General features: G+C 52.7%; 26 protein-coding genes and 1 other annotated feature. Of the genes, 8 read left to right on the top strand and 18 right to left on the bottom strand.

Going from position 1 to position 22,676, the window contains the following annotated elements:
• Positions 1-15: 15 nt before the first annotated feature.
• The 12 genes from btuD to thrS all read right to left on the bottom strand — a co-directional run bounded on the left by btuD (position 16) and on the right by thrS (position 10,592).
• Positions 16-765 (bottom strand): vitamin B12 ABC transporter ATP-binding protein BtuD, encoded by a 750-nt coding sequence (gene btuD / locus OGX93_RS10605; RefSeq protein ID WP_198448230.1) that lies wholly within the window; start codon positions 763-765, stop codon positions 16-18.
• Positions 765-1,316, bottom strand: a complete 552-nt coding sequence (locus tag OGX93_RS10600) for a glutathione peroxidase (RefSeq protein ID WP_198448231.1) — start codon at positions 1,314-1,316, stop codon at positions 765-767. Before OGX93_RS10600 ends, btuD begins: the two co-directional genes overlap by 1 nt.
• 47 nt (positions 1,317-1,363) lie before the next feature.
• The gene (bla, locus tag OGX93_RS10595; protein ID WP_232623387.1) at positions 1,364-2,242 is read right to left on the bottom strand and encodes a class A beta-lactamase; all 879 of its coding nucleotides are present in this window, start codon (positions 2,240-2,242) and stop codon (positions 1,364-1,366) included.
• A gap of 29 nt (positions 2,243-2,271) precedes the next feature.
• Positions 2,272-3,252 (bottom strand): vitamin B12 ABC transporter permease BtuC, encoded by a 981-nt coding sequence (btuC, locus tag OGX93_RS10590; protein WP_071258189.1) that lies wholly within the window; start codon positions 3,250-3,252, stop codon positions 2,272-2,274.
• A 100-nt stretch (positions 3,253-3,352) separates the two neighbouring features.
• Positions 3,353-3,652 (bottom strand): integration host factor subunit alpha, encoded by a 300-nt coding sequence (ihfA, locus tag OGX93_RS10585; RefSeq protein WP_001229266.1) that lies wholly within the window; start codon positions 3,650-3,652, stop codon positions 3,353-3,355.
• A gap of 4 nt (positions 3,653-3,656) precedes the next feature.
• Positions 3,657-6,044 carry a phenylalanine--tRNA ligase subunit beta gene (pheT, locus tag OGX93_RS10580; protein WP_104868726.1) on the bottom strand — a complete coding sequence of 796 codons (2,388 nt, stop codon included), beginning with the start codon at positions 6,042-6,044 and terminating at the stop codon, positions 3,657-3,659.
• 15 nt (positions 6,045-6,059) lie between these two features.
• Positions 6,060-7,043, bottom strand: a complete 984-nt coding sequence (pheS, locus tag OGX93_RS10575) for a phenylalanine--tRNA ligase subunit alpha (protein ID WP_024130384.1) — start codon at positions 7,041-7,043, stop codon at positions 6,060-6,062.
• A gap of 62 nt (positions 7,044-7,105) precedes the next feature.
• Positions 7,106-7,229, bottom strand: a sequence feature (Phe leader region).
• Complete coding sequence (gene pheM, locus OGX93_RS10570; RefSeq protein ID WP_001386830.1) at positions 7,180-7,224, bottom strand: pheST operon leader peptide PheM; 45 nt, start codon at positions 7,222-7,224, stop codon at positions 7,180-7,182. (Overlaps the previous feature by 45 nt.)
• A 119-nt stretch (positions 7,230-7,348) precedes the next feature.
• Positions 7,349-7,705, bottom strand: coding sequence for a 50S ribosomal protein L20 (gene rplT / locus OGX93_RS10565; protein ID WP_000124850.1), 357 nt, complete (start codon positions 7,703-7,705; stop codon positions 7,349-7,351).
• Positions 7,706-7,823: 118 nt separating this feature from the next.
• Positions 7,824-8,021, bottom strand: a complete 198-nt coding sequence (gene rpmI / locus OGX93_RS10560; RefSeq protein WP_001124225.1) for a 50S ribosomal protein L35 — start codon at positions 8,019-8,021, stop codon at positions 7,824-7,826.
• Between the two features lie 96 nt (positions 8,022-8,117).
• Positions 8,118-8,660 (bottom strand): translation initiation factor IF-3, encoded by a 543-nt coding sequence (gene infC / locus OGX93_RS10555; protein ID WP_047457361.1) that lies wholly within the window; start codon positions 8,658-8,660, stop codon positions 8,118-8,120.
• A gap of 3 nt (positions 8,661-8,663) precedes the next feature.
• On the bottom strand, positions 8,664-10,592 hold the full coding sequence (gene thrS / locus OGX93_RS10550; RefSeq protein WP_286449619.1) for a threonine--tRNA ligase: 1,929 nt from the start codon (positions 10,590-10,592) through the stop codon (positions 8,664-8,666).
• Between the two features lie 304 nt (positions 10,593-10,896).
• On the opposite strand from thrS, the gene yniD reads away from it, so the two are divergent.
• A complete protein-coding gene (yniD, locus tag OGX93_RS10545; RefSeq protein WP_096753848.1) occupies positions 10,897-11,004 on the top strand; it encodes a small membrane protein YniD in 108 nt (35 codons plus the stop codon).
• 189 nt (positions 11,005-11,193) lie between these two features.
• Here the strand turns inward: yniD and OGX93_RS10540 are convergent, their stop codons facing one another.
• The gene (locus OGX93_RS10540; protein ID WP_071258191.1) at positions 11,194-11,952 is read right to left on the bottom strand and encodes a DUF481 domain-containing protein; all 759 of its coding nucleotides are present in this window, start codon (positions 11,950-11,952) and stop codon (positions 11,194-11,196) included.
• A 287-nt stretch (positions 11,953-12,239) separates the two neighbouring features.
• Between OGX93_RS10540 and pfkB the strand changes: the two genes are divergently transcribed.
• The 3 genes from pfkB to OGX93_RS10525 all read left to right on the top strand — a co-directional run bounded on the left by pfkB (position 12,240) and on the right by OGX93_RS10525 (position 14,534).
• Complete coding sequence (gene pfkB / locus OGX93_RS10535) at positions 12,240-13,169, top strand: 6-phosphofructokinase II (protein ID WP_049008572.1); 930 nt, start codon at positions 12,240-12,242, stop codon at positions 13,167-13,169.
• 106 nt (positions 13,170-13,275) lie between these two features.
• A complete protein-coding gene (locus OGX93_RS10530) occupies positions 13,276-13,563 on the top strand; it encodes a type V toxin-antitoxin system endoribonuclease antitoxin GhoS (RefSeq protein WP_012132615.1) in 288 nt (95 codons plus the stop codon).
• Positions 13,564-13,673: 110 nt separating this feature from the next.
• Complete coding sequence (locus tag OGX93_RS10525) at positions 13,674-14,534, top strand: fructosamine kinase family protein (RefSeq protein ID WP_024130386.1); 861 nt, start codon at positions 13,674-13,676, stop codon at positions 14,532-14,534.
• Between the two features lie 79 nt (positions 14,535-14,613).
• Here the strand turns inward: OGX93_RS10525 and OGX93_RS10520 are convergent, their stop codons facing one another.
• Entirely contained in the window at positions 14,614-15,150 is a 537-nt protein-coding gene (locus OGX93_RS10520) for a YniB family protein (protein WP_012132617.1), read from the bottom strand.
• A 148-nt stretch (positions 15,151-15,298) separates the two neighbouring features.
• On the opposite strand from OGX93_RS10520, the gene hxpB reads away from it, so the two are divergent.
• The 4 genes from hxpB to tcyP all read left to right on the top strand — a co-directional run bounded on the left by hxpB (position 15,299) and on the right by tcyP (position 19,089).
• Positions 15,299-15,967, top strand: a complete 669-nt coding sequence (gene hxpB, locus OGX93_RS10515) for a hexitol phosphatase HxpB (RefSeq protein ID WP_012132618.1) — start codon at positions 15,299-15,301, stop codon at positions 15,965-15,967.
• Between the two features lie 148 nt (positions 15,968-16,115).
• Positions 16,116-16,877 carry a 2-dehydro-3-deoxy-D-gluconate 5-dehydrogenase KduD gene (kduD, locus tag OGX93_RS10510; protein ID WP_012132619.1) on the top strand — a complete coding sequence of 254 codons (762 nt, stop codon included), beginning with the start codon at positions 16,116-16,118 and terminating at the stop codon, positions 16,875-16,877.
• 85 nt (positions 16,878-16,962) lie between these two features.
• Entirely contained in the window at positions 16,963-17,565 is a 603-nt protein-coding gene (locus OGX93_RS10505; RefSeq protein WP_077956894.1) for a metal-dependent hydrolase, read from the top strand.
• Between the two features lie 132 nt (positions 17,566-17,697).
• The gene (tcyP, locus tag OGX93_RS10500) at positions 17,698-19,089 is read left to right on the top strand and encodes a cystine/sulfocysteine:cation symporter (protein ID WP_012132621.1); all 1,392 of its coding nucleotides are present in this window, start codon (positions 17,698-17,700) and stop codon (positions 19,087-19,089) included.
• Between the two features lie 49 nt (positions 19,090-19,138).
• Here the strand turns inward: tcyP and cedA are convergent, their stop codons facing one another.
• The 4 genes from cedA to chbR all read right to left on the bottom strand — a co-directional run bounded on the left by cedA (position 19,139) and on the right by chbR (position 22,671).
• Entirely contained in the window at positions 19,139-19,402 is a 264-nt protein-coding gene (gene cedA, locus OGX93_RS10495) for a cell division activator CedA (RefSeq protein WP_196050445.1), read from the bottom strand.
• A 176-nt stretch (positions 19,403-19,578) separates the two neighbouring features.
• Positions 19,579-20,337 (bottom strand): chitin disaccharide deacetylase, encoded by a 759-nt coding sequence (gene chbG, locus OGX93_RS10490; RefSeq protein ID WP_153258449.1) that lies wholly within the window; start codon positions 20,335-20,337, stop codon positions 19,579-19,581.
• 12 nt (positions 20,338-20,349) lie between these two features.
• On the bottom strand, positions 20,350-21,705 hold the full coding sequence (locus OGX93_RS10485) for a 6-phospho-beta-glucosidase (RefSeq protein WP_058669037.1): 1,356 nt from the start codon (positions 21,703-21,705) through the stop codon (positions 20,350-20,352).
• 123 nt (positions 21,706-21,828) lie between these two features.
• Entirely contained in the window at positions 21,829-22,671 is an 843-nt protein-coding gene (gene chbR, locus OGX93_RS10480; RefSeq protein ID WP_012132626.1) for a transcriptional regulator ChbR, read from the bottom strand.
• Positions 22,672-22,676: the final 5 nt, after the last annotated feature.

Below are 22,676 nucleotides of genomic sequence, written 5' to 3'. Positions count from 1 at the left end.
AAGAACCCATTTAACTTAAGTGGTTGATATGAGCATTCTGTGGCCTTCAACGTCCAGCCGACGGAAGTTCATGCCGTATGCCCGGGCCAGATTTGGCGGCGTCAGCACCTCGTCACGCCGCCCGCTGGCGATCAATTTCCCCTGTTTCAGCAACCAGGCGCGATGCGCGTGGCGCAGAGTATGGTTAAGGTCATGGCTGCTCATCACGATGGCGATACCCTGGCTGCATAGCTGGCTCAACAGCCTATCCAGCGCGTTTTGTTGCGCAACGTCCAGACTGTTCATCGGTTCATCCAGTAGCAGAAGCTGCCCGCGCGGGTTAGCGTGAGGGTGAATTTGCAATATCACCGCCGCCAGACGTACACGCTGCCACTCGCCGCCGGAGAGTTGATTCGCGCTCCGCCCCAGCTTGTCGCTCAGCCCAAGCGCCTGCGCAACGTCATTCAGCAGGTTCGTTTGCGTTTTATCAGGTTGATGCAGCGTCAGGAAATGCCAGACCGGCATTGAAAATGGGGGATTCTGCTGCTGCGCGAGATAGGCCCGATGTTGAGCCAGTTTCGCCGCAGGCCATGCCTCCAGCGACACGCCGTCGAATATGACGGTGCCTTCCCCGAAGGTTAAGCCCGCCATACGCGCCAGCAGCGTACTTTTCCCTGCCCCATTCGGCCCCACGAGGTGAAGAATCTCGCCAGGCTTAACGTCGCCGGAAAGCGGCCCCAGACGCGTCGTTTCGGCAACATCCTGTAACTGCATCAACGAGATCATTATTTTGCCAACGCGATTTTGATACTTTCCACCATCCCCGGATCTTCAGGCGTCATGTCCGGTGAGAAACGCTGTACGACCTGTCCATCCCTGCCGATTAAAAACTTCTCAAAGTTCCACAAAATATCGTCCGGGTAAAGTGGTGCGCGGCCTTTACTCGCCATGCGCTCATAGAAACCGCTACCTTCCGGCGCAACGGCGGCAGGCGCTGCGGTAATCAACTTCTGATACAGTGGATGGCGGTTCTCACCATTGACGTCAACCTTGCTGAACATCGGGAATGTGACGCCCCAGGTGGTGCTGCAATAGGTTTTAATCTCCTCTTCAGTGCCAGGTTCCTGACCAAGAAACTGGTTGCAGGGAAAACCTAACACCGTAAAGCCCTGGTCGGCCCAGGCTTTCTGAATATTCTCCAGTTGTTCGTATTGTGGCGTTAAGCCACATTTCGAGGCCACATTAACCACCAGCAGTACGTTTCCGGCGTACTTCTCAAGCGTGGTGACATCCCCGTCGATCGTCGTCACTTCAGTGTTGAGAATGGTATCTTGCATAGCGTCTCCCATATAACAGGCGGATGTGAGTGATCAAATATCAGCTTTTAATCATAGACTGCGAGTGTTGAAAACAGCGACTCCCCGATGCGGACAATCGCGGCGTCACGCTGCGCCATTGTCGCCGGAGTTTGTGTAATATAGATAACCACGAGCAGAGGTTTTTGTGATGTCGGCCAGACAACGCTGACAATAGAACGCGAACCGTTGTCGCCCGCCCCGGTTTTATCCGCGATTTTCCAGCCGTCCGGCAAGACCGAACGCAGCAGACCGTCAGCCACTTTGTCGTCCCGCATCCATTGCATAAGCTGCTCTCTTGAGGATGGCTGCAACACATTCCCCAGCAGTAGCGTATTGAGCGTCTTCGCTATCGCGACAGGCGTCGTGGAGTCGCGTTCATCACCGGGAATGGCGCTGTTCAGTTCGGGCTCATAGCGATCGAGGCGGGTTATCGTATCCCCCGAATCACGCAAAAACTGCGTGACGGCCTGCGGCCCGTTGAGCTTCCTGGCGATGAGATTGGCAGCCGTGTTATCGCTGTAGCTTACCGCCGCGCTGCACAATTGCGCCCAGCTCATGGCGTCTGGCGCCACATGTTTTTCAGTAATCGGCGAATACTCCACCAGCTGCGAGGGTTCAAACTGCGTTGAAGCAGAAAGCGCCAGCGCCTTCCTGTCGACTTCACGTAATAACGCTGCGCATAACAGCGGCTTGTGCGTACTGTTTAACGGGAACCGTTCTTCTCCCCGATAATGGGTGATACTGTTGGTCGCCGTATCAAGTACCGCAATGCCAATCCGGGCATGAAGACGCTGTTCTTCCTGCGTCGCGATAGCCGACACGTATTGCGCCGTCAGCGGTGCGGCCATCGCAGAACCGCTGAGTGCCGCCAGCACACACAGACCCCATTTCATCCGTTGCCACATACTAATGACTTCCTCGTTTCTCATTTTGGCTAGCGCCTGGATTTTAATAATAGCCAGATGAAGACCGGCGCCCCCATCGTCGCCGTCACTACGCCGATAGGCAGTTCCGCCGACGCCAGCGCCAGACGGGCGATAACATCCGCCAGCAGCAGAGCTATCGCCCCCGCCAGCGCGCAGCCCGGCAGCAAAGCGCGATGATCGCTCAGACCGCAAAGCCGTAAGATATGTGGGATCACCAGGCCGATAAACCCAATTGAACCCGCGAGCGCAACGCTAACGCCGACCATCCAGCCCGTGGCGACCACCAGCAAATTGCGCCAGAACCACAGCGGCAGCCCCAGCTGACGCGCGGACGTTTCGCCCAGCGCCAGAATATTCATCGGCTGCGACTGGCAGCAAATCCAGAGTGAAACCGGGATCAGGGCAATCATCAGCCAGGCCTGCTGCCAGTCCACCCCGCCGAATCCTCCCATCATCCAGTACATCAACTGGCGCAGGTCAAAGGAGGTTGAAAAATAGATGGCCCACGTCATCATCGCGCTGCAAATAATGCCAAGCGCAACGCCCGCCAGCAGCAGGCGGCTGGTTGATAAATGTCGACGGGCAAATCGCAGGAGAATAAGTGTGATGATAAGCGCGCCGGCAATAGCGCAAATCCCCAGCGCCCAGCCGGGTAACTGACCTTGCCCCAGTAGCACTGCGGCAATAAGGCCCACGCCAGCGCCGTTGGAGACGCCAAGCAATCCGGGCTCGGCAAGCGGGTTTTCAAATAACGCCTGCATTACCGCGCCTGACAGCGCCAGCGCGGCGCCTACCAGCAGAACAGCAAGCGTGCGAGGGAGTCGTATCTGCCAGACAAACAGTTCACCACGGGCGCTGAACCAGTCGCCAGGGGCTATCCACTGATCTCCTGCGCACAGGCTTAATACCACTGCCAGCAGCATAAGCACCGACAGACTGGATAACCAGCGCACATTGCGGCGCTGTTGTTGGCAGGCAAAAGTCAGCATGTTTTCCATTCAGCTGAAAAGGGATGATGTTGATTTTACGGTGCGTAACCATCACAGGAAAGAAAAAAGGCCGCAAAGCGGCCTTTTTAGTTAGATCAGATTACTCTTCTTTGGGCGAAGCGTTTTCAACCCGGCTTTTCAACTTCTGTCCGGGTCTGAAGGTCACCACGCGCCGTGCTGTAATGGGAATATCTTCGCCCGTTTTCGGGTTACGTCCCGGACGTTGATTCTTATCACGCAGATCGAAGTTACCAAAACCAGAGAGTTTCACCTGCTCACCGTTTTCCAGAGCACGACGAATCTCCTCGAAAAACAGCTCGACCAGTTCTTTGGCATCCCGCTTGCTAAGCCCAAGCTTATCAAACAGATATTCTGACATTTCAGCTTTTGTAAGCGCCATAGGTTCAATCCCTCAATGATGCCTGGAATCGCTCTTTTAATGCCTCTACACATTTGGCGACGGTAGCGGCAATCTCCTCTTCTTCGAGTGTACGGCTGGTATCCTGAAGGATCAGGCTGATAGCGAGGCTCTTATAACCCTCCGCAACACCCTTACCGCGGTACACGTCAAATAAGTTTACGCCAACTACCTGATTTACGCCAACTTTCTTACACTCGGATAAAATATCCGCTGCGGGAACGTTTTCTGCGACCACCACCGCGATGTCGCGACGGTTAGCCGGGAAGCGCGAAATCTCGCGCGCCTGAGGCACCACGCGGTCTGCGAGCTTATTCCACTCCAGTTCAAACACCAGAGTGCGACCGTTCAGATCCAGTTTACGTTCCAGCTCAGGATGAACAACCCCAATAAAACCAATGCGTTCACCTTTCAGATAAATCGCCGCGGACTGCCCAGGATGCAGCGCCGGATTCGCTTCCGCCCTGAACTGAATGTCGGCCAGTTTGCCGGTGAGATCCAGCACCGCTTCCAGATCGCCTTTCAGATCATAGAAATCAACGGTCTCTTTCGCCAGATTCCAGTGCTCGTCATAACGGTTGCCGCAAATCACCCCTGCCAGCATCAGATCCTGACGAATGCCCAGATTTGCCTGGGTATCCGGCACGAAGCGCAGACCGGTTTCAAAGATACGCACGCGGTTCTGCTGACGGTTCTGGTTATAGACCACCGTTGACAGCAGGCCGGTCCACAGTGAGAGACGCATCGCCGACATCTCAATGGAGATCGGGCTTGGCAGCAACAGCGCTTCTTCGCCCGGATGCAGCAGTTGCTGAACCTTCGGATCGACAAAGCTATAGGTGATCACTTCCTGGTAGCCTTTGTCATTGAGCATGGTTTTCACACGCTTCAGCGACAAGTTGGCTTCACGGTGAGTCCCCATGATTAAACCCGCCTGAATCGGCTCATCAGGAATGTTGTTGTAGCCATACACGCGGGCCACTTCTTCGACCAGATCTTCTTCAATCTCCATGTCGAAACGCCAGCTCGGCGCGACCGCTTTCCATTCGTCCTGACCTTCAGTCACTTCGCAGCCCAGACGACGCAGAATATCGCTCACCTGCTCATCGGCAATGTGATGCCCGATCAGACGATCCAGCTTGCTACGACGAAGCGTAATGGTCGCGCGTTTCGGCAGCGTGGCGTCATTCGTGACGTCAATAACCGGACCGGCTTCGCCGCCGCAAATGTCGATCAACAGGCGGGTGGCGCGCTCCATTGCTTTGTACTGCAACGCCGGGTCCACACCACGCTCATAGCGGTGGGAAGCATCCGTATGCAGACCGTGGCGACGCGCACGACCGGTAATAGACAGCGGGCTAAAGAACGCGCATTCCAGCAGCACGTTTTGCGTTTCCTCATTCACGCCGGAATGCTCACCGCCAAAGATACCGCCCATCGCCAGCGCTTTGTGGTGATCCGCGATCACCAGCGTATCGGTGCTCAGCTTCGCTTCTGTGCCGTCCAGCAGCACCAGGGTTTCGCCCTCTTTGGCCATACGCACGACAATACCGCCTTCAATACGGTCTTTGTCAAAGGCATGCATCGGCTGACCCAGTTCAAGCAGTACATAGTTGGTGACGTCAACGACAGCGTCAATGGAACGAATGCCGCAGCGACGCAGCTTCTCTTTCATCCACAGCGGCGTAGGCGCTTTAACATTAATGCCTTTCACCACGCGACCCAGGTAGCGCGGGCAGGCATCCGGCGCTTCAACCGCGATCGGCAGCGTGTCATTGATGGTGGCTGCAACAGGTGCGATCTCCGGCTCAACCAGCGCGATTTTGTTCAGGACAGCGACATCACGCGCCACACCGATGATCCCTAAGCAGTCGGCGCGGTTCGGCGTCACGCTGATTTCAATGGTGTTATCGTCAAGCTTCAGGTATTCGCGGATATCGGTTCCGATCGGCGCATCCGCCGGCAATTCGATGATGCCGCTATGGTCGTCGGAAATCCCCAGTTCGGAGAAGGAGCACAGCATCCCTTCCGACGGCTCGCCGCGCAGTTTAGCGGCTTTGATTTTGAAATCGCCCGGCAGAACCGCGCCAATAGTTGCAACGGCTACTTTCAGCCCCTGACGGCAGTTAGGCGCGCCACAGACGATATCCAGCAGGCGTTCGCCGCCCACGTTCACTTTCGTAACGCGCAGTTTATCTGCGTTCGGGTGCTGGCCGCACTCCACCACTTCACCCACAACCACGCCGTTGAACTCACCGGCGACGGCGTCAACGCCATCCACTTCCAGACCCGCCATCGTAATCTGATCCGACAGCGCATCGCTGTCGATTGCCGGGTTCACCCATTCGCGTAACCACAGTTCACTGAATTTCATTGTTTTACCCTGCCTTTATTTAAACTGTTTGAGGAAACGCAGATCGTTTTCGAAGAATGAGCGCAGATCGGTCACGCCATAACGCAGCATGGTCAGACGCTCCATCCCCATACCAAACGCGAAGCCAGAGTAGATTTCCGGGTCGATGCCCACGTTGCGCAGAACGTTCGGATGCACCATCCCGCAACCCAGCACTTCCAGCCATTTGCCGTTTTTGCCCATTACATCCACTTCTGCGGACGGTTCCGTGAACGGGAAGTAAGAAGGACGGAAACGGATTTGCAGGTCTTCTTCAAAGAAGTTACGCAGGAAGTCGTGCAGCGTGCCTTTCAGGTTGGTGAAGCTGATGTTGGTGTCAACAATCAGCCCTTCCATCTGATGGAACATCGGGGTGTGCGTTTGATCGTAGTCGTTACGGTACACTCGACCCGGCGCAATAATACGGATCGGCGGCTGCTGTTCTTTCATGGTACGAATCTGCACGCCGGAAGTCTGCGTACGCAGCAGGCGGGTGGCATCAAACCAGAAAGTGTCGTGGTCAGCGCGGGCCGGGTGATGGCCTGGAATGTTCAGCGCATCGAAGTTATGGTAATCGTCTTCGATCTCCGGGCCAGTCGCCACGGTAAAACCAAGCTCACCGAAGAAACTTTCAATACGATCAATGGTACGTGTTACCGGATGCAGACCACCGTTCTCAATACGACGCCCAGGCAGAGAAACGTCGATGGTTTCCGCCGCCAGACGTGCATTCAGCGCCGCGTTTTCTAAATCCGCTTTGCGCGCGTTCAGCGCTTGTTGTACCTGCTCTTTTGCTTCATTGATAACCGCGCCGGCTGCCGGACGCTCTTCTGGCGGCAATTCACGCAGGGTCGTCATCTGAAGGGTTAAATGCCCTTTCTTGCCCAAATATTCGACGCGTACATTGTCTAACGCGGCAACATCTGACGCCTGGTTAATGGCTGCCTTCGCACTGGCAACCAGCTCTGCGAGATGTGACATGGTTTTCCTCATTGTGTCGGTGAAGACACCGGTTCGTTGGACTTAATCTCTCGATTTCAGGTACAAAAAAAGCCTCCATCAGGAGGCTTTTTCGCGCTGTTTTTCGTTTCTTCTTTCACGCGCTAGCCTCCTGGAGTCAGGTGCTAAAGTAAAAAAAGAAGCGGAAAATAGCAGCATTCATGCTTGCGTTACCTTGTGTGGTAAAACCGGACAACCTTTATTGAAAAGGGTTACGGATAAATTGTCAACTGATTGATTGCACTACAAATAAAAGAGAGGGAGCCAGGCTCCCTCTTTTCACTGGCTTATGCCAGAGCTGCTTTCGCTTTCTCAACCAGAGCGGTGAACGCTACTTTGTCGAATACTGCGATGTCAGCCAGGATCTTACGGTCGATTTCAACAGAGGCTTTTTTCAGGCCGTTGATGAATTTGCTGTAAGAAATACCGTTCTGACGTGCTGCTGCGTTGATACGCGCAATCCACAGTTGACGGAACTGACGCTTACGTTGACGACGGTCACGGTAAGCATACTGACCAGCTTTGATAACTGCCTGGAAGGCAACGCGGTATACGCGAGAACGCGCACCGTAGTAGCCTTTGGCTTGTTTCAAAATTTTCTTGTGACGTGCGCGTGCAATTACACCACGTTTTACGCGAGCCATAGTGCTCTCCTGTATCTATTCTGATTCGCCCTTCATCTTTCACATTTTCGCGGCGTTAACCGCCTTGCGACATGCGAAATCTATTGGGCATAAAAAAGTTAAAAAAAACGTTAACGGCTTATGCGTACGGCAGGCACGCGATTACCAGACCCAGATCGCCTTTGGAAACCATGGCTTTCGGGCGCAGGTGACGTTTACGCTTGGTCGCTTTTTTGGTCAGAATATGACGCAGGTTAGCGTGCTTGTGCTTAAAACCACCTTTACCGGTTTTTTTGAAGCGCTTAGCAGCACCGCGTACGGTCTTAATTTTTGGCATTTTAATAACTTCCACTTCGCATTGTTAATAAACGAAACCCAGGCGAACAAAATCTGTGAAGCCCGAAGGCTCCACAGGAATTGCTACTTGAAGGCCTTACTGTTTCTTCTTAGGAGCGAGCACCATAATCATCTGACGGCCTTCGATCTTCGTAGGGAAGGATTCGACAACTGCCAGTTCAGCCAGATCTTCTTTCACGCGATTAAGCACTTCCATACCGATCTGTTGGTGGGCCATCTCACGACCGCGGAAACGCAGCGTGATCTTGGCCTTATCGCCCTCTTCGAGAAAGCGAATCAGGCTGCGGAGTTTTACCTGATAGTCGCCTTCATCTGTACCAGGACGGAATTTAATTTCCTTAACCTGGATAACTTTTTGCTTTTTCTTCTGTTCCTTAGAAGACTTACTCTTTTCATAGAGGAATTTGCCGTAATCCATTATACGACAAACCGGCGGCTCGGCGTTAGGGCTGATTTCGACTAAGTCTACTCCAGCTTCTTCAGCTTTTTCCAGAGCTTCTCTCAGACTCACAATACCAAGCTGCTCGCCTTCCAGACCTGTTAAGCGAACTTCCTGGGCGCGAATTTCGCCATTGATACGGTTAGGACGCGCCGTTTGAACTCGTTTTCCGCCTTTAATACTTTATTCCTCCAGTTGTTGAAGACTGCGGCTGCGAATCTCTTGTTGCAGCTTCTCGATAACTTCATTTACGTCCAGGCTGCCCAAGTCTTTGCCACGACGGGTACGCACGGCTACTTTGCCTGCTTCTACCTCTTTGTCGCCACAGACCAACATGTAAGGGACACGACGTAAAGTGTGCTCGCGGATTTTAAAGCCTATCTTCTCATTTCTCAAGTCTGCTTTTACACGAATGCCCGCATTTTGTAGTTTCTGCGTCAATTCGTTAACGTATTCAGACTGAGTATCGGTAATGTTCATCACCACTACCTGAACCGGCGCAAGCCAGGTCGGGAAGAAGCCCGCGAACTCTTCAGTCAGGATACCGATGAAACGTTCCATTGACCCAAGAATCGCGCGGTGAATCATCACCGGCACCTGACGCTCGTTGTTTTCGCCAACATAAGAGGCGTTCAAACGAGACGGCAGAGAGAAGTCCAGCTGTACCGTACCGCACTGCCATGCACGATCGAGGCAGTCATACAGGGTAAATTCAATTTTCGGACCGTAGAATGCGCCCTCACCCAGTTGATACTCAAACGGGATGTTGTTTTCTTCCAGCGCAACGGCCAGATCCGCCTCAGCACGATCCCACATTTCATCGCTACCGATACGTTTTTCGGGGCGAGTGGAAAGTTTGACGACGATTTTCTCGAAGCCAAAGGTGCTGTACATATCGTAGACCATACGAATACAGGCGTTCACTTCATCGCGAATCTGTTCTTCAGTACAGAAGATATGCGCATCATCCTGGGTGAAGCCACGTACGCGCATCAGGCCATGCAAGGCGCCTGACGGTTCGTTACGGTGGCAGCTACCGAATTCCGCCATACGCAGCGGCAGATCGCGGTAGGACTTCAGACCCTGGTTGAAGATCTGCACGTGGCCCGGGCAGTTCATCGGCTTGATGCAGTATTCACGGTTCTCTGAAGAGGTAGTGAACATCGCATCTTTGTAGTTTTCCCAGTGCCCGGTTTTTTCCCACAGCACACGGTCCATCATGAACGGGCCTTTAACTTCCTGATACTGATACTCTTTGAGCTTAGAACGCACAAAGACTTCCAGTTCACGGAAGATAGTCCAGCCGTCGTTATGCCAGAACACCATACCCGGCGCCTCTTCCTGCATATGATACAGGTCAAGCTGCTTACCGATTTTACGGTGGTCGCGCTTGGCGGCTTCTTCAAGGCGTTGCAGATAGGCGTTCAGGGATTTTTTATCCGCCCACGCCGTACCATAAATACGTTGCAGCATCTTGTTGTTGCTGTCGCCACGCCAGTATGCCCCTGCGGTTTTCATCAGTTTGAAGTGATGGCAGAAACGCATGTTCGGCACGTGCGGGCCACGGCACATATCGACATATTCTTCATGATGATACAAGCCCGGCTTGTCATCATGCGCAATATTCTCATCAAGAATAGAAACCTTATAGGTTTCGCCACGCTTCACGAAGGTTTCACGCGCTTCGTGCCAGCTCACTTTCTTCTTAATGACGTCGTAGTTTTTCTCAGCAAGCTCGTGCATCCGTTTTTCGAGCGCGTCGACATCTTCCTGGGTTAACGTACGGTCGAGATCAATATCATAGTAAAAACCGTTATCGACAACCGGACCGATAGCCATTTTGGTGTTCGGCCAAAGTTGTTTAATCGCGTGCCCTAACAGGTGCGCGCAGGAGTGACGAATGATCTCCAGACCTTCTTCATCTTTCACGGTGATGATTGCCAGCTGAGCGTCGTTTTCAATGAGATCGGACGCGTCAACCAGTTCGCCATTAACGCGACCTGCGATACAGGCTTTCGCCAGTCCTGGACCAATGTCCAGCGCAACATCCATGGGGCTTACAGCGTGGTCGTAATGGCGTTGGCTGCCATCAGGAAGAGTAATAACAGGCATGTTATATCCTTATTTGCAGTGGTGACCCACACGAAAGATCACATACAAAGTTTCAATATTTAAAATTATCAAAAAGTTATGGGCTGATTCCCGCTTCACTCTGCGAAATATGTCACGGCCCGCCTGAATGGCAAGACTGGACCTACACCCGTTTTTTGATAACACCGTTTGACAGTGTACACGGCATTGACTGCCGATCAAAGCCGCAATCACGCCGAACTGTATGATGTAAATCAATTCCCTGACGCGCCATCGCTTTTGTTACACTGAGAGCATCAGTCCGATTTTGACAGGAAGAGAGAAAATGCCAACAAACCGCTTTGCCAAAAAACACTGGAAGATGGTTGTCGTATTGCTCCTCATTTGCGGCGCAATGTTGCTGCTCCGCTGGGCGGCGATGATTTGGGGCTAATATCCGAAGCGTTCGCCGAAAGTTAATTCCTGCGAATGAATAGAAAACATCAATAATATGCACGTTCAACGCGTTTTTATGAATGGCATTCGCCACGGAAAATATAAATATAATTTCACTTAGCGCGCAATCGCGATAAAAACGCTAATTTAAAAAGCCGGGTCGTGTTTAAAACAACCCGGCAGGCGATTACATCTTATACCCTAACGATATCGTCGTGCGGCGATCGGTATGTTCCGGCGCCGTTGCGGGCGGTTCGGAGTTCCAGGTCAGGTTATAAGCCACCTTTAAACCAAAATGCTCGTTGATCGCGACATTCAACGCCGTCTCTGAGTTGAGGGTGGTATCTTCAGCGCCGAAAACGGACACGCCCTGCGTAAATTTGGTGTTATCCGTCATCTGCCAGGCGTAGCTACCGGAAGCGTAGCCCAGCGGTTGGGTCTCGGTTTTGCCATCGGTATGTTCGTCATAGCGTACGCCAGGACCGAATTCAAAACGGAAGCTGTGCACCGGCCCGTTGAGGAACTGACGGCCATAACCGGCGGTCAGTGTGTCACGCTCACGATAACCGTTGTAACGGTCTGTCAGCCAGCTTGCCTGGCCAAACAGGTAATCGTAGTCGGTCATATTGAAACGGCTACGGCCGCCTACCGCGTATTTCTCCGAAGAGCGCTCATCGTTGGAGGATGTATTGCTGGCATTCCCCCACAGCGACCAGGCGGTGGTTGCACCGTACCAGGTCATCGTGGTGTCAGCCGTTAAAGAAGAACTTTTCGTGTTGCCTGACTGAGCAAGGTAGCCCGCATTCAGGTTACCTTCGAAGGGTTTCTTCGCAGTGGCGGGATCATCCATGACAGTAAAAACGGAATCATCAGCAGCGGCATGCATTGACGCAAATACGCCCCCTGCCAACATTAATGCAGCGGGTACTGTCTTCAAAAGCTTCATTTATAAAGAGTCCGTACAACAAAAAAAGAGACCGTTACGGTCCCGGAAACTTTCATAAGGATCAATGACAAACGATCCAGGAAAGGTAACAAATTATAAAAAGGCTCGAATAACATAGCAATGAATTCTTATTTCATTTTTTGAATAAGAGAGTTCCCAAAGCAGATATTTATTTATATATCTTTCTCCCGGTAATTTTAAATAAATATCCAGTAAATCATATTGTTAATTACTTCCCTTTCCGGGCATTCAGTGCCAGACTGAAGTCAGCCTAACAGGAGGTAAAGATGATACGTATCTATACGTTAACACTTGCGCCCTCTCTCGATAGCGCAACAATCACCCCACAACTCTATCCCGAAGGGAAACTTCGCTGTTCATCACCCGTTTTTGAACCCGGCGGCGGCGGAATCAACGTTGCCCGCGCGATTGCCCATCTTGGCGGAACCGCAACCGCGATTTTCCCCGCTGGCGGCGCGACCGGCGAACATCTGGTCGCACTTCTGGCCGATGAAAACGTCCCCGTCGTCACCATCGATGCCAAAGACTGGACGCGACAAAACCTGCATGTTCATGTGGAGTCCAGCGGGGAGCAATATCGCTTTGTCATGCCCGGCGCCGCACTCGACGATGACGAATTTCGCCAGATTGAAGAACAGGTTCTGGAGATCGAATCCGGCGCCATTTTGGTCATCAGCGGGAGTCTGCCGCCCGGCGTCAAGCTGGAAAAACTGACGCAGCTTATTGCCGCCGCGCAGAAACAGGGCATCCGCTGCATTATTGATAGTTCGGGCGATGCGCTCAACGCGGCGTTATCTCTCGGCAATATTGAACTGGTCAAACCGAACCAAAAAGAGCTGAGCGCGCTGGTCAATCGCGAACTCACGCAGCCTGACGATGTGCGCAAAGCGGCGCAGGAAATCGTGAAGAGCGGCAAAGCGCGCCGCGTCGTTGTTTCTCTGGGGCCGCAGGGGGCGCTGGCGGTAGATAGCGAAAGCTGCGTCCAGGTTGTTCCCCCTCCCGTCAGAAGTCAAAGTACCGTCGGCGCGGGCGACAGCATGGTTGGCGCAATGACGCTAAAACTGGCGGAAAACGCCTCGCTGGAAGAGATGGTGCGTTTCGGCGTCTCGGCAGGCAGCGCGGCGACGTTGAATCAAGGAACACGTCTGTGTTCCCGGGACGATACGCAGAAAATCTACGCCTGGCTTTCTCAGTGATCGGGCCATCCCCCTCCTTATTACGAGGGGGTTTCAGCGGCAAAGCTATCAGCATACGAATTAACCGACTATGCTAAAAAATCATGTGATTACAAAGAGGTGATTTATGGCCAGTGGTGATGTCATCCGCTATGTCATAACCGTGAAATTTCATGAAGACTCGCTGACAGAAATTAACGAGTTGAACAACCATCTGACGCGGTGCGGTTTTCTGCTCACCATGACCGACGAGCAAGGGCATGTACATGAACTGGGTACCAACACATTTGGTTTTATCAGCGCCCTGAGCGAAGATGAGATCGCCGCGCTTACCGCCGGGCTGGCGGAAAGCGCTTTAGATAAGAAACCAGAAATATCGGTCATGACATGGGAGGAGTGGACTAAAGACCGATAATATCAGTGCCATTGTGCAAAAACGCGTCTACGGTGTGCGTTAGCTCGTGTTTTTTCACCGCATTTATGCGCTAACCTTATGATCTGGCAGACAACATGGGGAGAGACATCATGTGGCAGGCTATCAGTCGTCTTTTAAGCGAGCAATTAGGTGAAGGCGAAATCGAACTGCGTAATGAACTGCCCGGCGGAGAGATCCATGCCGCATGGCATTTACGCTATGCGGGACGCGATTTTTTCGTCAAATGTGATGAAAGAGAGCTCCTTCCCGGCTTTACGGCGGAAGCTGACCAACTGGAGCTGCTTTCCCGCAGTAAAACCGTCACCGTCCCGAAAGTCTGGGCGCAGGGCTCAGACAGAGACTACAGTTTTCTGGTGATGGATTATCTCCCTCCCCGTCCTCTGGATGCCCACAACGCCTTTATCCTCGGTCAGCAACTTGCCCATTTACATGAATGGAGCGACCAGCCCCAGTTTGGCCTTGATTTTGATAACGCCCTGTCCACTACGCCTCAACCCAATGCCTGGCAACGACGCTGGTCAACATTTTTTGCCGAACAACGCATTGGCTGGCAGCTTGAACTGGCGGCAGAAAAAGGCATCGCATTTGGCAATATCGATGCGATCGTTGAGCATGTTCAGCAGCGTCTGGCCTCGCATCAGCCGCAGCCTTCGCTGCTGCACGGCGATTTATGGTCAGGAAACTGCGCGCTTGGGCCTGATGGCCCCTACATTTTCGATCCCGCCTGTTACTGGGGCGACAGGGAGTGCGATCTGGCCATGCTGCCGCTGCATACCGACCAACCTCCGCAGATCTATGATGGCTACCAGTCTGTTTCTCCACTACCGCTGGATTTTCTGGATCGCCAGCCGATTTATCAGCTCTATACCCTGCTCAATCGGGCGAGACTGTTTGGCGGGCAACACCTGGTGGTGGCGCAAAAAGCGATGGAAAGGTTGCTGGCGGCATAGCCATTGTGCCGGATGACAGCTTACAAATGCACTGAACCACAGGCCCGATAAGCGAAGCGCTATCGGGCATTTTTCATTGCTACACAAATCCAAGAAGCGAAAAGAAAACGTAGCCCAACACGATGATAATCACCGGCAGGATATAAAGCGGGAAAAACTGTAAGAAGATCGTGTGATGCGGAACCACGATGCGCGACTCAATTTGCTCGCGTGACAACCCCTCGCTGCCTTTCGCTTTTTCCAGAATAAGCTGATCTTCAACCCCTTCGCGAAGAAAACGCGCCTGGCGGCTCATCCTGGCGCCTGAGTCCTGCAATGCCAGGCCAACGAAAATCAACACAAAAATCACCCAGAAAACAATGTTCAGACTGTGTTGAAAATCCGGCGTCGGCGAGTTATACCAGAACAGGTTCAGGAACGCGGTATTCGCCCGCATCATATCAATCATAACGTGAGTAAAATCAAGCATCACCGCGTTAATCCCTTCCTGCTTTTCGCTGTGCTCATACATAAACTTCAGCAATGAAACCAGTGTGGAAATAAGCGCGGGGATAAAAATCACCCATCCCAGAATCCTTTTTAAGACAGCAATGCGTCCAGCTTGTTGATACGTCATGAGTTCCCCTTGATAAAGACGCGTCGTTTTGGCCTAAGTCTACCTGCTGATAACCAATTTCGCCTGTTCTTTAAAGGCGCTATGATACGTCATTAGCCATAATAAGCGCTTAATCCATTGTGTTTTCACCTCAAAAGGAGAGGTTGTAATGTCAACCCCGCGTCAGATTCTTGCTGCAATTTTCGATATGGATGGACTACTGATCGATTCCGAACCGCTTTGGGATCAAGCTGAACTGGAGGTCATGGCAAGTTTAGGCGTAGATATTACCCGCCGCCATGAACTCCCGGATACGCTGGGTTTACGCATCGATATGGTTGTTGACCTCTGGTACGCCCAACAACCGTGGAATGGGCCAGACCGTCAGGCGGTTACCGACCGAATCATTACCCGCGCCATCTCACTGGTTGAAGAAACTCGCCCGCTGCTCCCCGGCGTGCGCGAAGCGGTCGCGCTGTGCAAATCTCAGGGGTTAATGGTCGGTCTGGCCTCCGCTTCCCCCCTGCATATGCTGGAAAAGGTGCTGACCATGTTTGATCTGCGTGAAAGTTTCGATGCCCTGGCCTCTGCGGAAAAACTGCCTTACAGCAAGCCGCATCCGCAGGTATACCTCGATTGCGCGGCCAAACTGGGCGTTGACCCGTTAACCTGCGTTGCGCTGGAAGACTCCGTCAACGGCATGGTCGCCTCAAAAGCGGCGCGAATGCGCTCAATTGTTGTTCCGGCGGAAGAAGGCCAGCACGACCCGCGCTTTGCCCTTGCCAACGTCAAACTGACTTCGTTGGCTGAACTGACCGCAGCGCATCTGCGCGGTTAAATAGCGACGGGCGGTGGCGACATTGCCCGTTTTGCTACGCACATCTGCTTTATAAAACACTGTTTCATTTTTTATTGTATTCCTTCACCGCCTCTTCTATCCTTTTCTCAGGGCAAAAAACTGATAAAAACCGATAGCCGAGGTGAACATGATTCTGGATGCGTTTAGTCTTGCCGGTAAAGTCGCGATAGTGACCGGATGCGATACCGGGCTTGGGCAGGGTATGACGCTGGCGCTGGCGGAAGCAGGCTGCGACATCGTCGGCGTTAATCGCAAAGTCCCCCACGATACGGCAGCAAAAGTGGAGGCGCTCGGACGCCGTTTTATGGCGATCCAGGCCGACCTGAGCCAGCAACGCGCTATCCCGGCTATTGTCGCGCAAACGGTCGAACAGTTTGGCCGAATCGACATTCTGGTGAACAACGCCGGGACGATCCGCCGCGAAGACGCGCTGTCGTTTAGCGAGAAAGACTGGGACGATGTGATGAATCTGAATCTCAAATCCGTGTTCTTTCTCTCTCAGGCCGTCGCACGGCAATTCCTGAAGCAAGGTGATGGCGGGAAGATTATTAATATCGCCTCAATGCTTTCATTCCAGGGCGGCATTCGCGTTCCTTCTTATACCGCGTCGAAAAGCGGCGTATTGGGCATCACGCGGTTGCTGGCGAACGAATGGGCGGAACATCACATCAACGTGAACGCCATCGCTCCCGGCTATATGGCGACGAACAATACGCAGCAGCTGCGGGATGACGCCGCACGCAGCAAAGAGATTGTTGACCGCATTCCGGCCGGACGCTGGGGCACACCTGCCGATCTGCAAGGCCCGGTTGTCTTTCTCGCTTCTTCGGCGTCTGATTACGTTCACGGCTATACCCTCGCCGTCGATGGCGGCTGGCTGGCGCGCTAATTCATGTCATTTGTGACATAGAGTTACAACGTCACCTCTTCCGCCTACTGTATAAAAACCCTATACTGTATGAATTGACAGTTTATTGGGTTTTATCATGACGGCGGAAGGCCACCTTCTTTTTTCCATTGCCTGCGCAGTGTTTGCCAAAAATGCGGAATTGACGCCGGTTCTCGCTCAGGGCGACTGGTGGCATATTGTCCCTTCGGCCATCCTGACCTGCCTGCTGCCCGATATTGATCATCCAAAATCATTTCTTGGCCAGCGTCTGAAATGGATATCAAAACCTGTCGCGCGCGCGTTCGGCCATCGCGGGTTTACGCACAGCCTGTTCGCCGTGTTCGCTATGCTTGCCCTTTTCTACCTGAAAGTGCCGGAGAGCTGGATTATTCCGGCCGATGCCCTGCAAGGAATGGTGCTCGGTTATTTAAGCCATATTCTGGCCGATATGCTGACCCCGGCGGGCGTTCCCCTGCTCTGGCCCTGCCGCTGGCGCTTCCGTCTGCCGATCCTCGTTCCGCAAAAAGGCAATCAACTGGAGCGTTTTTTATGCATGGCGTTATTCGTGTGGGCTATCTGGATGCCGCAGACAATGCCCGAAAACAGTGCAGTGCGTTGGTCGTCGCAGATGATTAATATGCTGCAAATGCAGTTCGATCGCTTTATAAATCACCAGATTGCTGAGTAAACCAGCATAAATGTCATTTTTGGCATAAACAATTCCATTTGAATATAAGAGGTCGGTCACAGTTCTGCTAACCTTGCGCCAACAGGATCGCTGTCACATGGCGATACGTATAAAAAAATCAGGAGAACGGGGATGAATTTTCCATTAATCGCGAACATCGTGGTGTTCGTTGCACTGCTGTTCGTGCTGGCGCAAACCCGCCACAAACAGTGGAGTCTGGCAAAAAAAGTGCTGGTCGGTCTGGTGATGGGCGTGATCTTCGGTCTCGCCCTGCACACCGTTTACGGGTCTGACAGCCAGGTACTAAAAGACTCCGTTCAGTGGTTCAACATCGTCGGCAACGGCTATGTACAACTGCTGCAAATGATCGTCATGCCGCTGGTCTTCGCGTCTATTCTCAGCGCCGTTGCGCGTCTGCATAACGCGTCTCAGTTGGGTAAGATCAGCTTTCTGACCATTGGCACGCTGCTTTTCACTACCCTGATTGCCGCACTGGTGGGTGTACTGGTCACCAACCTGTTCGGCCTGACGGCGGAAGGTCTGGTGCAGGGCGGCGCGGAAACCGCGCGTCTGAACGCCATCGAAACCAACTATGTTGGAAAAGTCGCCGACCTCAGCGTGCCGCAACTGGTGCTGTCGTTTGTGCCGAAAAACCCGTTTGCTGACCTGACCGGCGCAAACCCAACCTCCATCATCAGCGTGGTGATCTTCGCGGCATTCCTCGGCGTCGCGGCGCTGAAACTGCTGAAAGACGACGCGCCGAAAGGCGAACGCGTGTTAATCGCTATCGATACTCTGCAAAGCTGGGTGATGAAGCTGGTGCGCCTGGTGATGCAACTGACGCCATATGGCGTACTGGCGCTGATGACCAAAGTCGTCGCAGGGTCTAACCTACAGGACATCATCAAACTGGGTAGCTTCGTGGTCGCGTCTTATCTTGGCCTGATCATCATGTTTGTGGTGCACGGTATCCTGCTGGGCGTCAACGGCGTTAGCCCGCTGAAATATTTCCGTAAAGTATGGCCGGTTCTGACGTTCGCCTTTACCAGCCGCTCCAGCGCCGCGTCCATTCCGCTGAACGTGGAAGCGCAAACGCGTCGTCTGGGCGTACCGGAATCCATCGCCAGCTTCTCCGCCTCTTTTGGCGCGACGATTGGTCAGAACGGTTGTGCAGGCCTGTACCCGGCTATGCTGGCGGTGATGGTTGCGCCGACTGTCGGTATTAACCCGCTTGATCCGGTCTGGATTGCCACCCTGGTCGGTATTGTGACCGTCAGCTCTGCCGGTGTCGCGGGCGTCGGCGGCGGCGCCACCTTCGCTGCGCTGATCGTCCTGCCTGCGATGGGCCTGCCGGTCACGCTGGTCGCGCTGCTGATTTCCGTTGAACCGCTGATCGATATGGGTCGTACCGCGCTGAACGTGAGCGGCTCAATGACTGCCGGTACGCTGACCAGCCAGTGGCTGAAGCAGACGGACAAAACCCTTCTGGACAGTGAAGACGATGCCGAACTGGCACATCATTGATCCCGCATGATGAACAAACCGCCTTAATCAGGCGGTTTTTTTATGCGAATTATTCGGCTATCTCATTTTCCTGGCGAACCTGATTCGCCCATCGCTGCGCCGACTCAGGAACGGTAAATGCAGGCGATCGCTGAAATGCCTCCCCCATTAAGATAAAGGCGACATACTTTCCGCGCAGTATCCATACGTCACGAAACGCGTCCATTTTTATCGCATGTTCTGGCGGCGCGGGCTCCACGCGTGGAACATAGCTGATAACCGGGCGATTTTGTTGGCGAAGAGGTTTCATCATCAGTTGTTTCACTAAAGGCAAATGCTAAAAATCAGAAAAACACTATCTTAGCTGATTTTGCCCCCGTTCGTCCCGCCTTGCATGTGCGGTTTACGCTGATGGCGACGCACCGCGTCTGGTCACAGGCGGGTAAAACAAGCGCCGTCAGGCTGACGGCATAAAAAATGCGGCGCAGCAATGCGCCGCAAACTCAGGAGTCAGACATCAAGAAAACTGCCGAGACGATACCCGCGTTCCGCAATCGCATACTTCAGCGACGCAGACGTCAGCACGTCAAGCTCAGTCAAGCGGGGGTAACAATAGGCGCTCTGACGGATGATATTGTCGATAAACGCCGGATGACACATCACTTCCAGTGACTTTTCGCCTCTGTCAGCAGAGGCATCCAGCACCCGAAGAAATAGCGCTTCTGAAATAGCGTCGCCGTAAAACTCGCTGCTAAATCCCTGCGAGCTACGTAACGCTACCGGCAGATCGTCAGCATTAAGCACCGACTGACGATCGATACGCAGAGCAACGCCGCGTTCTGCCGCAAACTGTGCCACAATGGGAAAAATTTGCGGGAACATATGCACATGGTGATGACTGTCCAGATGCGTTGGCTCACGGCCAAAAAGGTCGATAAAACGCTGATACTGACACTCCAGCTCATGCGAAATTTCATCCAGCGGCAAGGTCTCTTCCTCGGCCATTTGCCAGATCCATTTTCCCAGCAGCCCTTCACGCGTCAAACCCGGCATTGCCGTCAGCGGCTTCCCTAAGGTGAGCACAAAATGCATCCCCACCGCCAGTTTCGGCACGTCACGGCACAATTGCGCCGCATGGTCGATGGCTTCACCATTGACCAGCGCCGTTGTGGACGTCACAACGCCATTCCGACAAGCCTCGACAATGCCGTAGTTTTGTCCCTTGCTCAGGCCAAAATCATCCGCATTCACAATCAATAAGCGTTCCATACCCAACCTCTGTTAGTGTTGTGCGCCTTTGAGTTTCTCGATGCATTCCGCAAAATTCGGCAGCCACTTCTCGTGGGCCAGAATCAACTCCCGCGCCAGGGTTTCCGCATCGCGATCGGAGTGCACCAGCGGGCTCAGGTTAAGCGCTAACAGCACATCATTGAACTCGCCGCTCAGCGCCGCCTTACTGGCTGCGACTTCAAACCCTTTGATGGTATAGATGAGGCCCAGCACTTTTTCATCGAAATGCGTGATGCGCGGGTGCGGCGTCGCCCCATTCCGCCCTAATGTGCAGGTCATCTCCACCGCCCAGTCAGCAGGGATATTATCCACATGACCATGATGCGGGATATTAACGTAGTGTTCCGTCTGCTTATCGTTATAGATAGCGTTAATCACTTCACATGCGGCGTCGGAATAGTAAGCCCCGCCGCGCTGCTCCAGCTCTTTCGGTTTGATGTTCAGCTCTGGATTTTTATAAAGATCAAAGAGCTGTTTCTCAACCTTCTGCACCACCTGAGCGCGCGCGCCGCCTTTATAGTATTCGCCCATTTCAATCGCCAGCATCTCTTTTTGCTTGAAGTAGTAAAGCAGATAGGAACACGGCAGCATATTCAGCGAGCGAATAAGCCCTTCGCTAAACGGCAGGTCAAAAATATTTTTCACCGTTGACGCTTTTAACTGCCCGGACGCCACGCCATCCAGCAGTTCAGCAAAGCGTGATTCGCCATTCACCAGTACGTCTTTAATAAACACCATGTGATTGAGGCCAAACAGGTCGATCGACAGATCGTCGCTGTCTTGCAATGCCAGCACGTCATGGATGAACATTTTCATCCCCACGGGGATATTGCATACGCCGATGAATTTCTTAAAGCGGGTGTGGCGATAAACCGCTTCTGTCACCATGCCTGCCGGGTTAGTGAAGTTAATGACCCACGCGTTCGGGCACAGTTCTTCGACATCTTTCACGATATCAAAGATAACCGGGATGGTGCGCAACCCTTTGAACAGGCCGCCTGCGCCGTTGGTCTCTTGCCCCAGATACCCGTGACTTAGCGGAATGCGTTCATCCTGTTCACGGGCTTTCAGCTGGCCCACGCGCAGTTGCGTAGTGACGAAATCTGCCCCTTGCAAAGCTTCGCGACGATCCAGCGTTTTGTATAATTTCAGCGGGACACCGGCTTTGTCGATCATGCGCTGGCAGAGGTCAAAAATAATATCCAGCTTCTCTTTTCCGTCTTCAACATCCACCAGCCATAATTCAGAAACCGGCAATTCATGATAACGCTTAATAAAACCTTCCAGTAATTCAGGGGTGTAGCTGCTCCCGCCACCAATCGTGACGACTTTTAATTTCTGGCTCATACTTTCTCCCTTCAGTGTAAAAACACTGGCGTGTATTACGCTCTGCCCATTCGTCAGGTATGGCGCGGGCGTCCCGCGCTATTCAGGGCAAGCGATAAAATCGTGTTGTCAGGTCAATATTGTTTACTGATTAAATTCAGTTAATTTTTTACGATAACTGTTCGGTGTAAATGAGGTCAGCTTTTTAAACGTTTTAATAAACAGACTTGGGCTACTGTAACCCGCCTCATATGCTATATCCGTTACGGAGTAGTTGGTCATTTCCAGCTGTTTTTTCGCAAAATTAATACGGATCTCATTAATAATCTGCATTGGCGTTTTGCTGTAATAACGCTGCGTTGCGCGGGTCAGATACTCCTGAGATTTTGCGGACAGGTGCACCATATTTTCCAGCGCGTTTTCACCAAACTGCGTTTTGTCGTGCATTGTCTCCACGGTCGCTTTCAGCCATTGCGGAATATCGTCAATCACCTGCTCTTCACGGTGATGGCGCAGCCGGTTAATGATGTAGAAGGTGACCACTTCTACAAACTCATCTAACCCGTTTCCCCGGAAGTTCAGCGACGCGATAACTGTTTCAATATAAGTCAGAAAAGCGCTGTTGACCCGGTATACCTGAGACGCAACAAAACAAAACGGTAATAAAGGATGATAGTGTTGTTCAAAAAAACGCTTACTGATACCAACGTTAAGAATACGCGTGGCGCCGAACTCATAGAAACTCTGGTGGTGCGATCCCAACGGGATAAACACGAAATCACCACGCTCCAGCAGCACACGTTTACCGTTGATTTCCTGATAGTAGCGCCCCGTTAACACCAGGGTAAATTCATAATAATCATGCTGATGCAGCCCACTGATGCTCTCAGTTTTGTTATAGATAAACACATGGAAATTCTTGCCGTTAAAAAGCTGTTGCTCACGAGCGGTAGCGATCTCCGGTGCGTTAACCTGTAGCTGCATCATTTATC

The sequence above is a fragment of the Citrobacter sp. CK195 genome, from assembly GCF_030333365.1.
GTDB lineage: Bacteria > Pseudomonadota > Gammaproteobacteria > Enterobacterales > Enterobacteriaceae > Citrobacter_B > Citrobacter_B koseri.
The sequence above is the reverse complement of the archived record's forward strand: the minus strand, read 5'-3'. Positions and strand labels throughout refer to the sequence as shown.

Bases quoted from the DNA above. Each gene is read 5' to 3' on its own strand.
- OGX93_RS10525 (WP_024130386.1), top strand. From the start codon at position 13,674: ATGTGGCAGGCTATCAGTCGTCTTTTAAGCGAGCAATTAGGTGAAGGC.
- OGX93_RS10600 (WP_198448231.1), bottom strand. From the start codon at position 1,316: ATGCAAGATACCATTCTCAACACTGAAGTGACGACGATCGACGGGGAT.
- tcyP (WP_012132621.1), top strand. From the start codon at position 17,698: ATGAATTTTCCATTAATCGCGAACATCGTGGTGTTCGTTGCACTGCTG.
- btuD (WP_198448230.1), bottom strand. From the start codon at position 765: ATGATCTCGTTGATGCAGTTACAGGATGTTGCCGAAACGACGCGTCTG.
- yniD (WP_096753848.1), top strand. From the start codon at position 10,897: ATGCCAACAAACCGCTTTGCCAAAAAACACTGGAAGATGGTTGTCGTA.
- btuC (WP_071258189.1), bottom strand. From the start codon at position 3,252: ATGCTGACTTTTGCCTGCCAACAACAGCGCCGCAATGTGCGCTGGTTA.
- ihfA (WP_001229266.1), bottom strand. From the start codon at position 3,652: ATGGCGCTTACAAAAGCTGAAATGTCAGAATATCTGTTTGATAAGCTT.
- pheS (WP_024130384.1), bottom strand. From the start codon at position 7,043: ATGTCACATCTCGCAGAGCTGGTTGCCAGTGCGAAGGCAGCCATTAAC.
- rplT (WP_000124850.1), bottom strand. From the start codon at position 7,705: ATGGCTCGCGTAAAACGTGGTGTAATTGCACGCGCACGTCACAAGAAA.
- chbG (WP_153258449.1), bottom strand. From the start codon at position 20,337: ATGGAACGCTTATTGATTGTGAATGCGGATGATTTTGGCCTGAGCAAG.
- chbR (WP_012132626.1), bottom strand. From the start codon at position 22,671: ATGATGCAGCTACAGGTTAACGCACCGGAGATCGCTACCGCTCGTGAG.
- rpmI (WP_001124225.1), bottom strand. From the start codon at position 8,021: ATGCCAAAAATTAAGACCGTACGCGGTGCTGCTAAGCGCTTCAAAAAA.
- kduD (WP_012132619.1), top strand. From the start codon at position 16,116: ATGATTCTGGATGCGTTTAGTCTTGCCGGTAAAGTCGCGATAGTGACC.
- OGX93_RS10540 (WP_071258191.1), bottom strand. From the start codon at position 11,952: ATGAAGCTTTTGAAGACAGTACCCGCTGCATTAATGTTGGCAGGGGGC.
- pfkB (WP_049008572.1), top strand. From the start codon at position 12,240: ATGATACGTATCTATACGTTAACACTTGCGCCCTCTCTCGATAGCGCA.
- bla (WP_232623387.1), bottom strand. From the start codon at position 2,242: ATGTGGCAACGGATGAAATGGGGTCTGTGTGTGCTGGCGGCACTCAGC.
- OGX93_RS10520 (WP_012132617.1), bottom strand. From the start codon at position 15,150: ATGACGTATCAACAAGCTGGACGCATTGCTGTCTTAAAAAGGATTCTG.
- OGX93_RS10530 (WP_012132615.1), top strand. From the start codon at position 13,276: ATGGCCAGTGGTGATGTCATCCGCTATGTCATAACCGTGAAATTTCAT.
- pheT (WP_104868726.1), bottom strand. From the start codon at position 6,044: ATGAAATTCAGTGAACTGTGGTTACGCGAATGGGTGAACCCGGCAATC.
- thrS (WP_286449619.1), bottom strand. From the start codon at position 10,592: ATGCCTGTTATTACTCTTCCTGATGGCAGCCAACGCCATTACGACCAC.
- OGX93_RS10485 (WP_058669037.1), bottom strand. From the start codon at position 21,705: ATGAGCCAGAAATTAAAAGTCGTCACGATTGGTGGCGGGAGCAGCTAC.
- hxpB (WP_012132618.1), top strand. From the start codon at position 15,299: ATGTCAACCCCGCGTCAGATTCTTGCTGCAATTTTCGATATGGATGGA.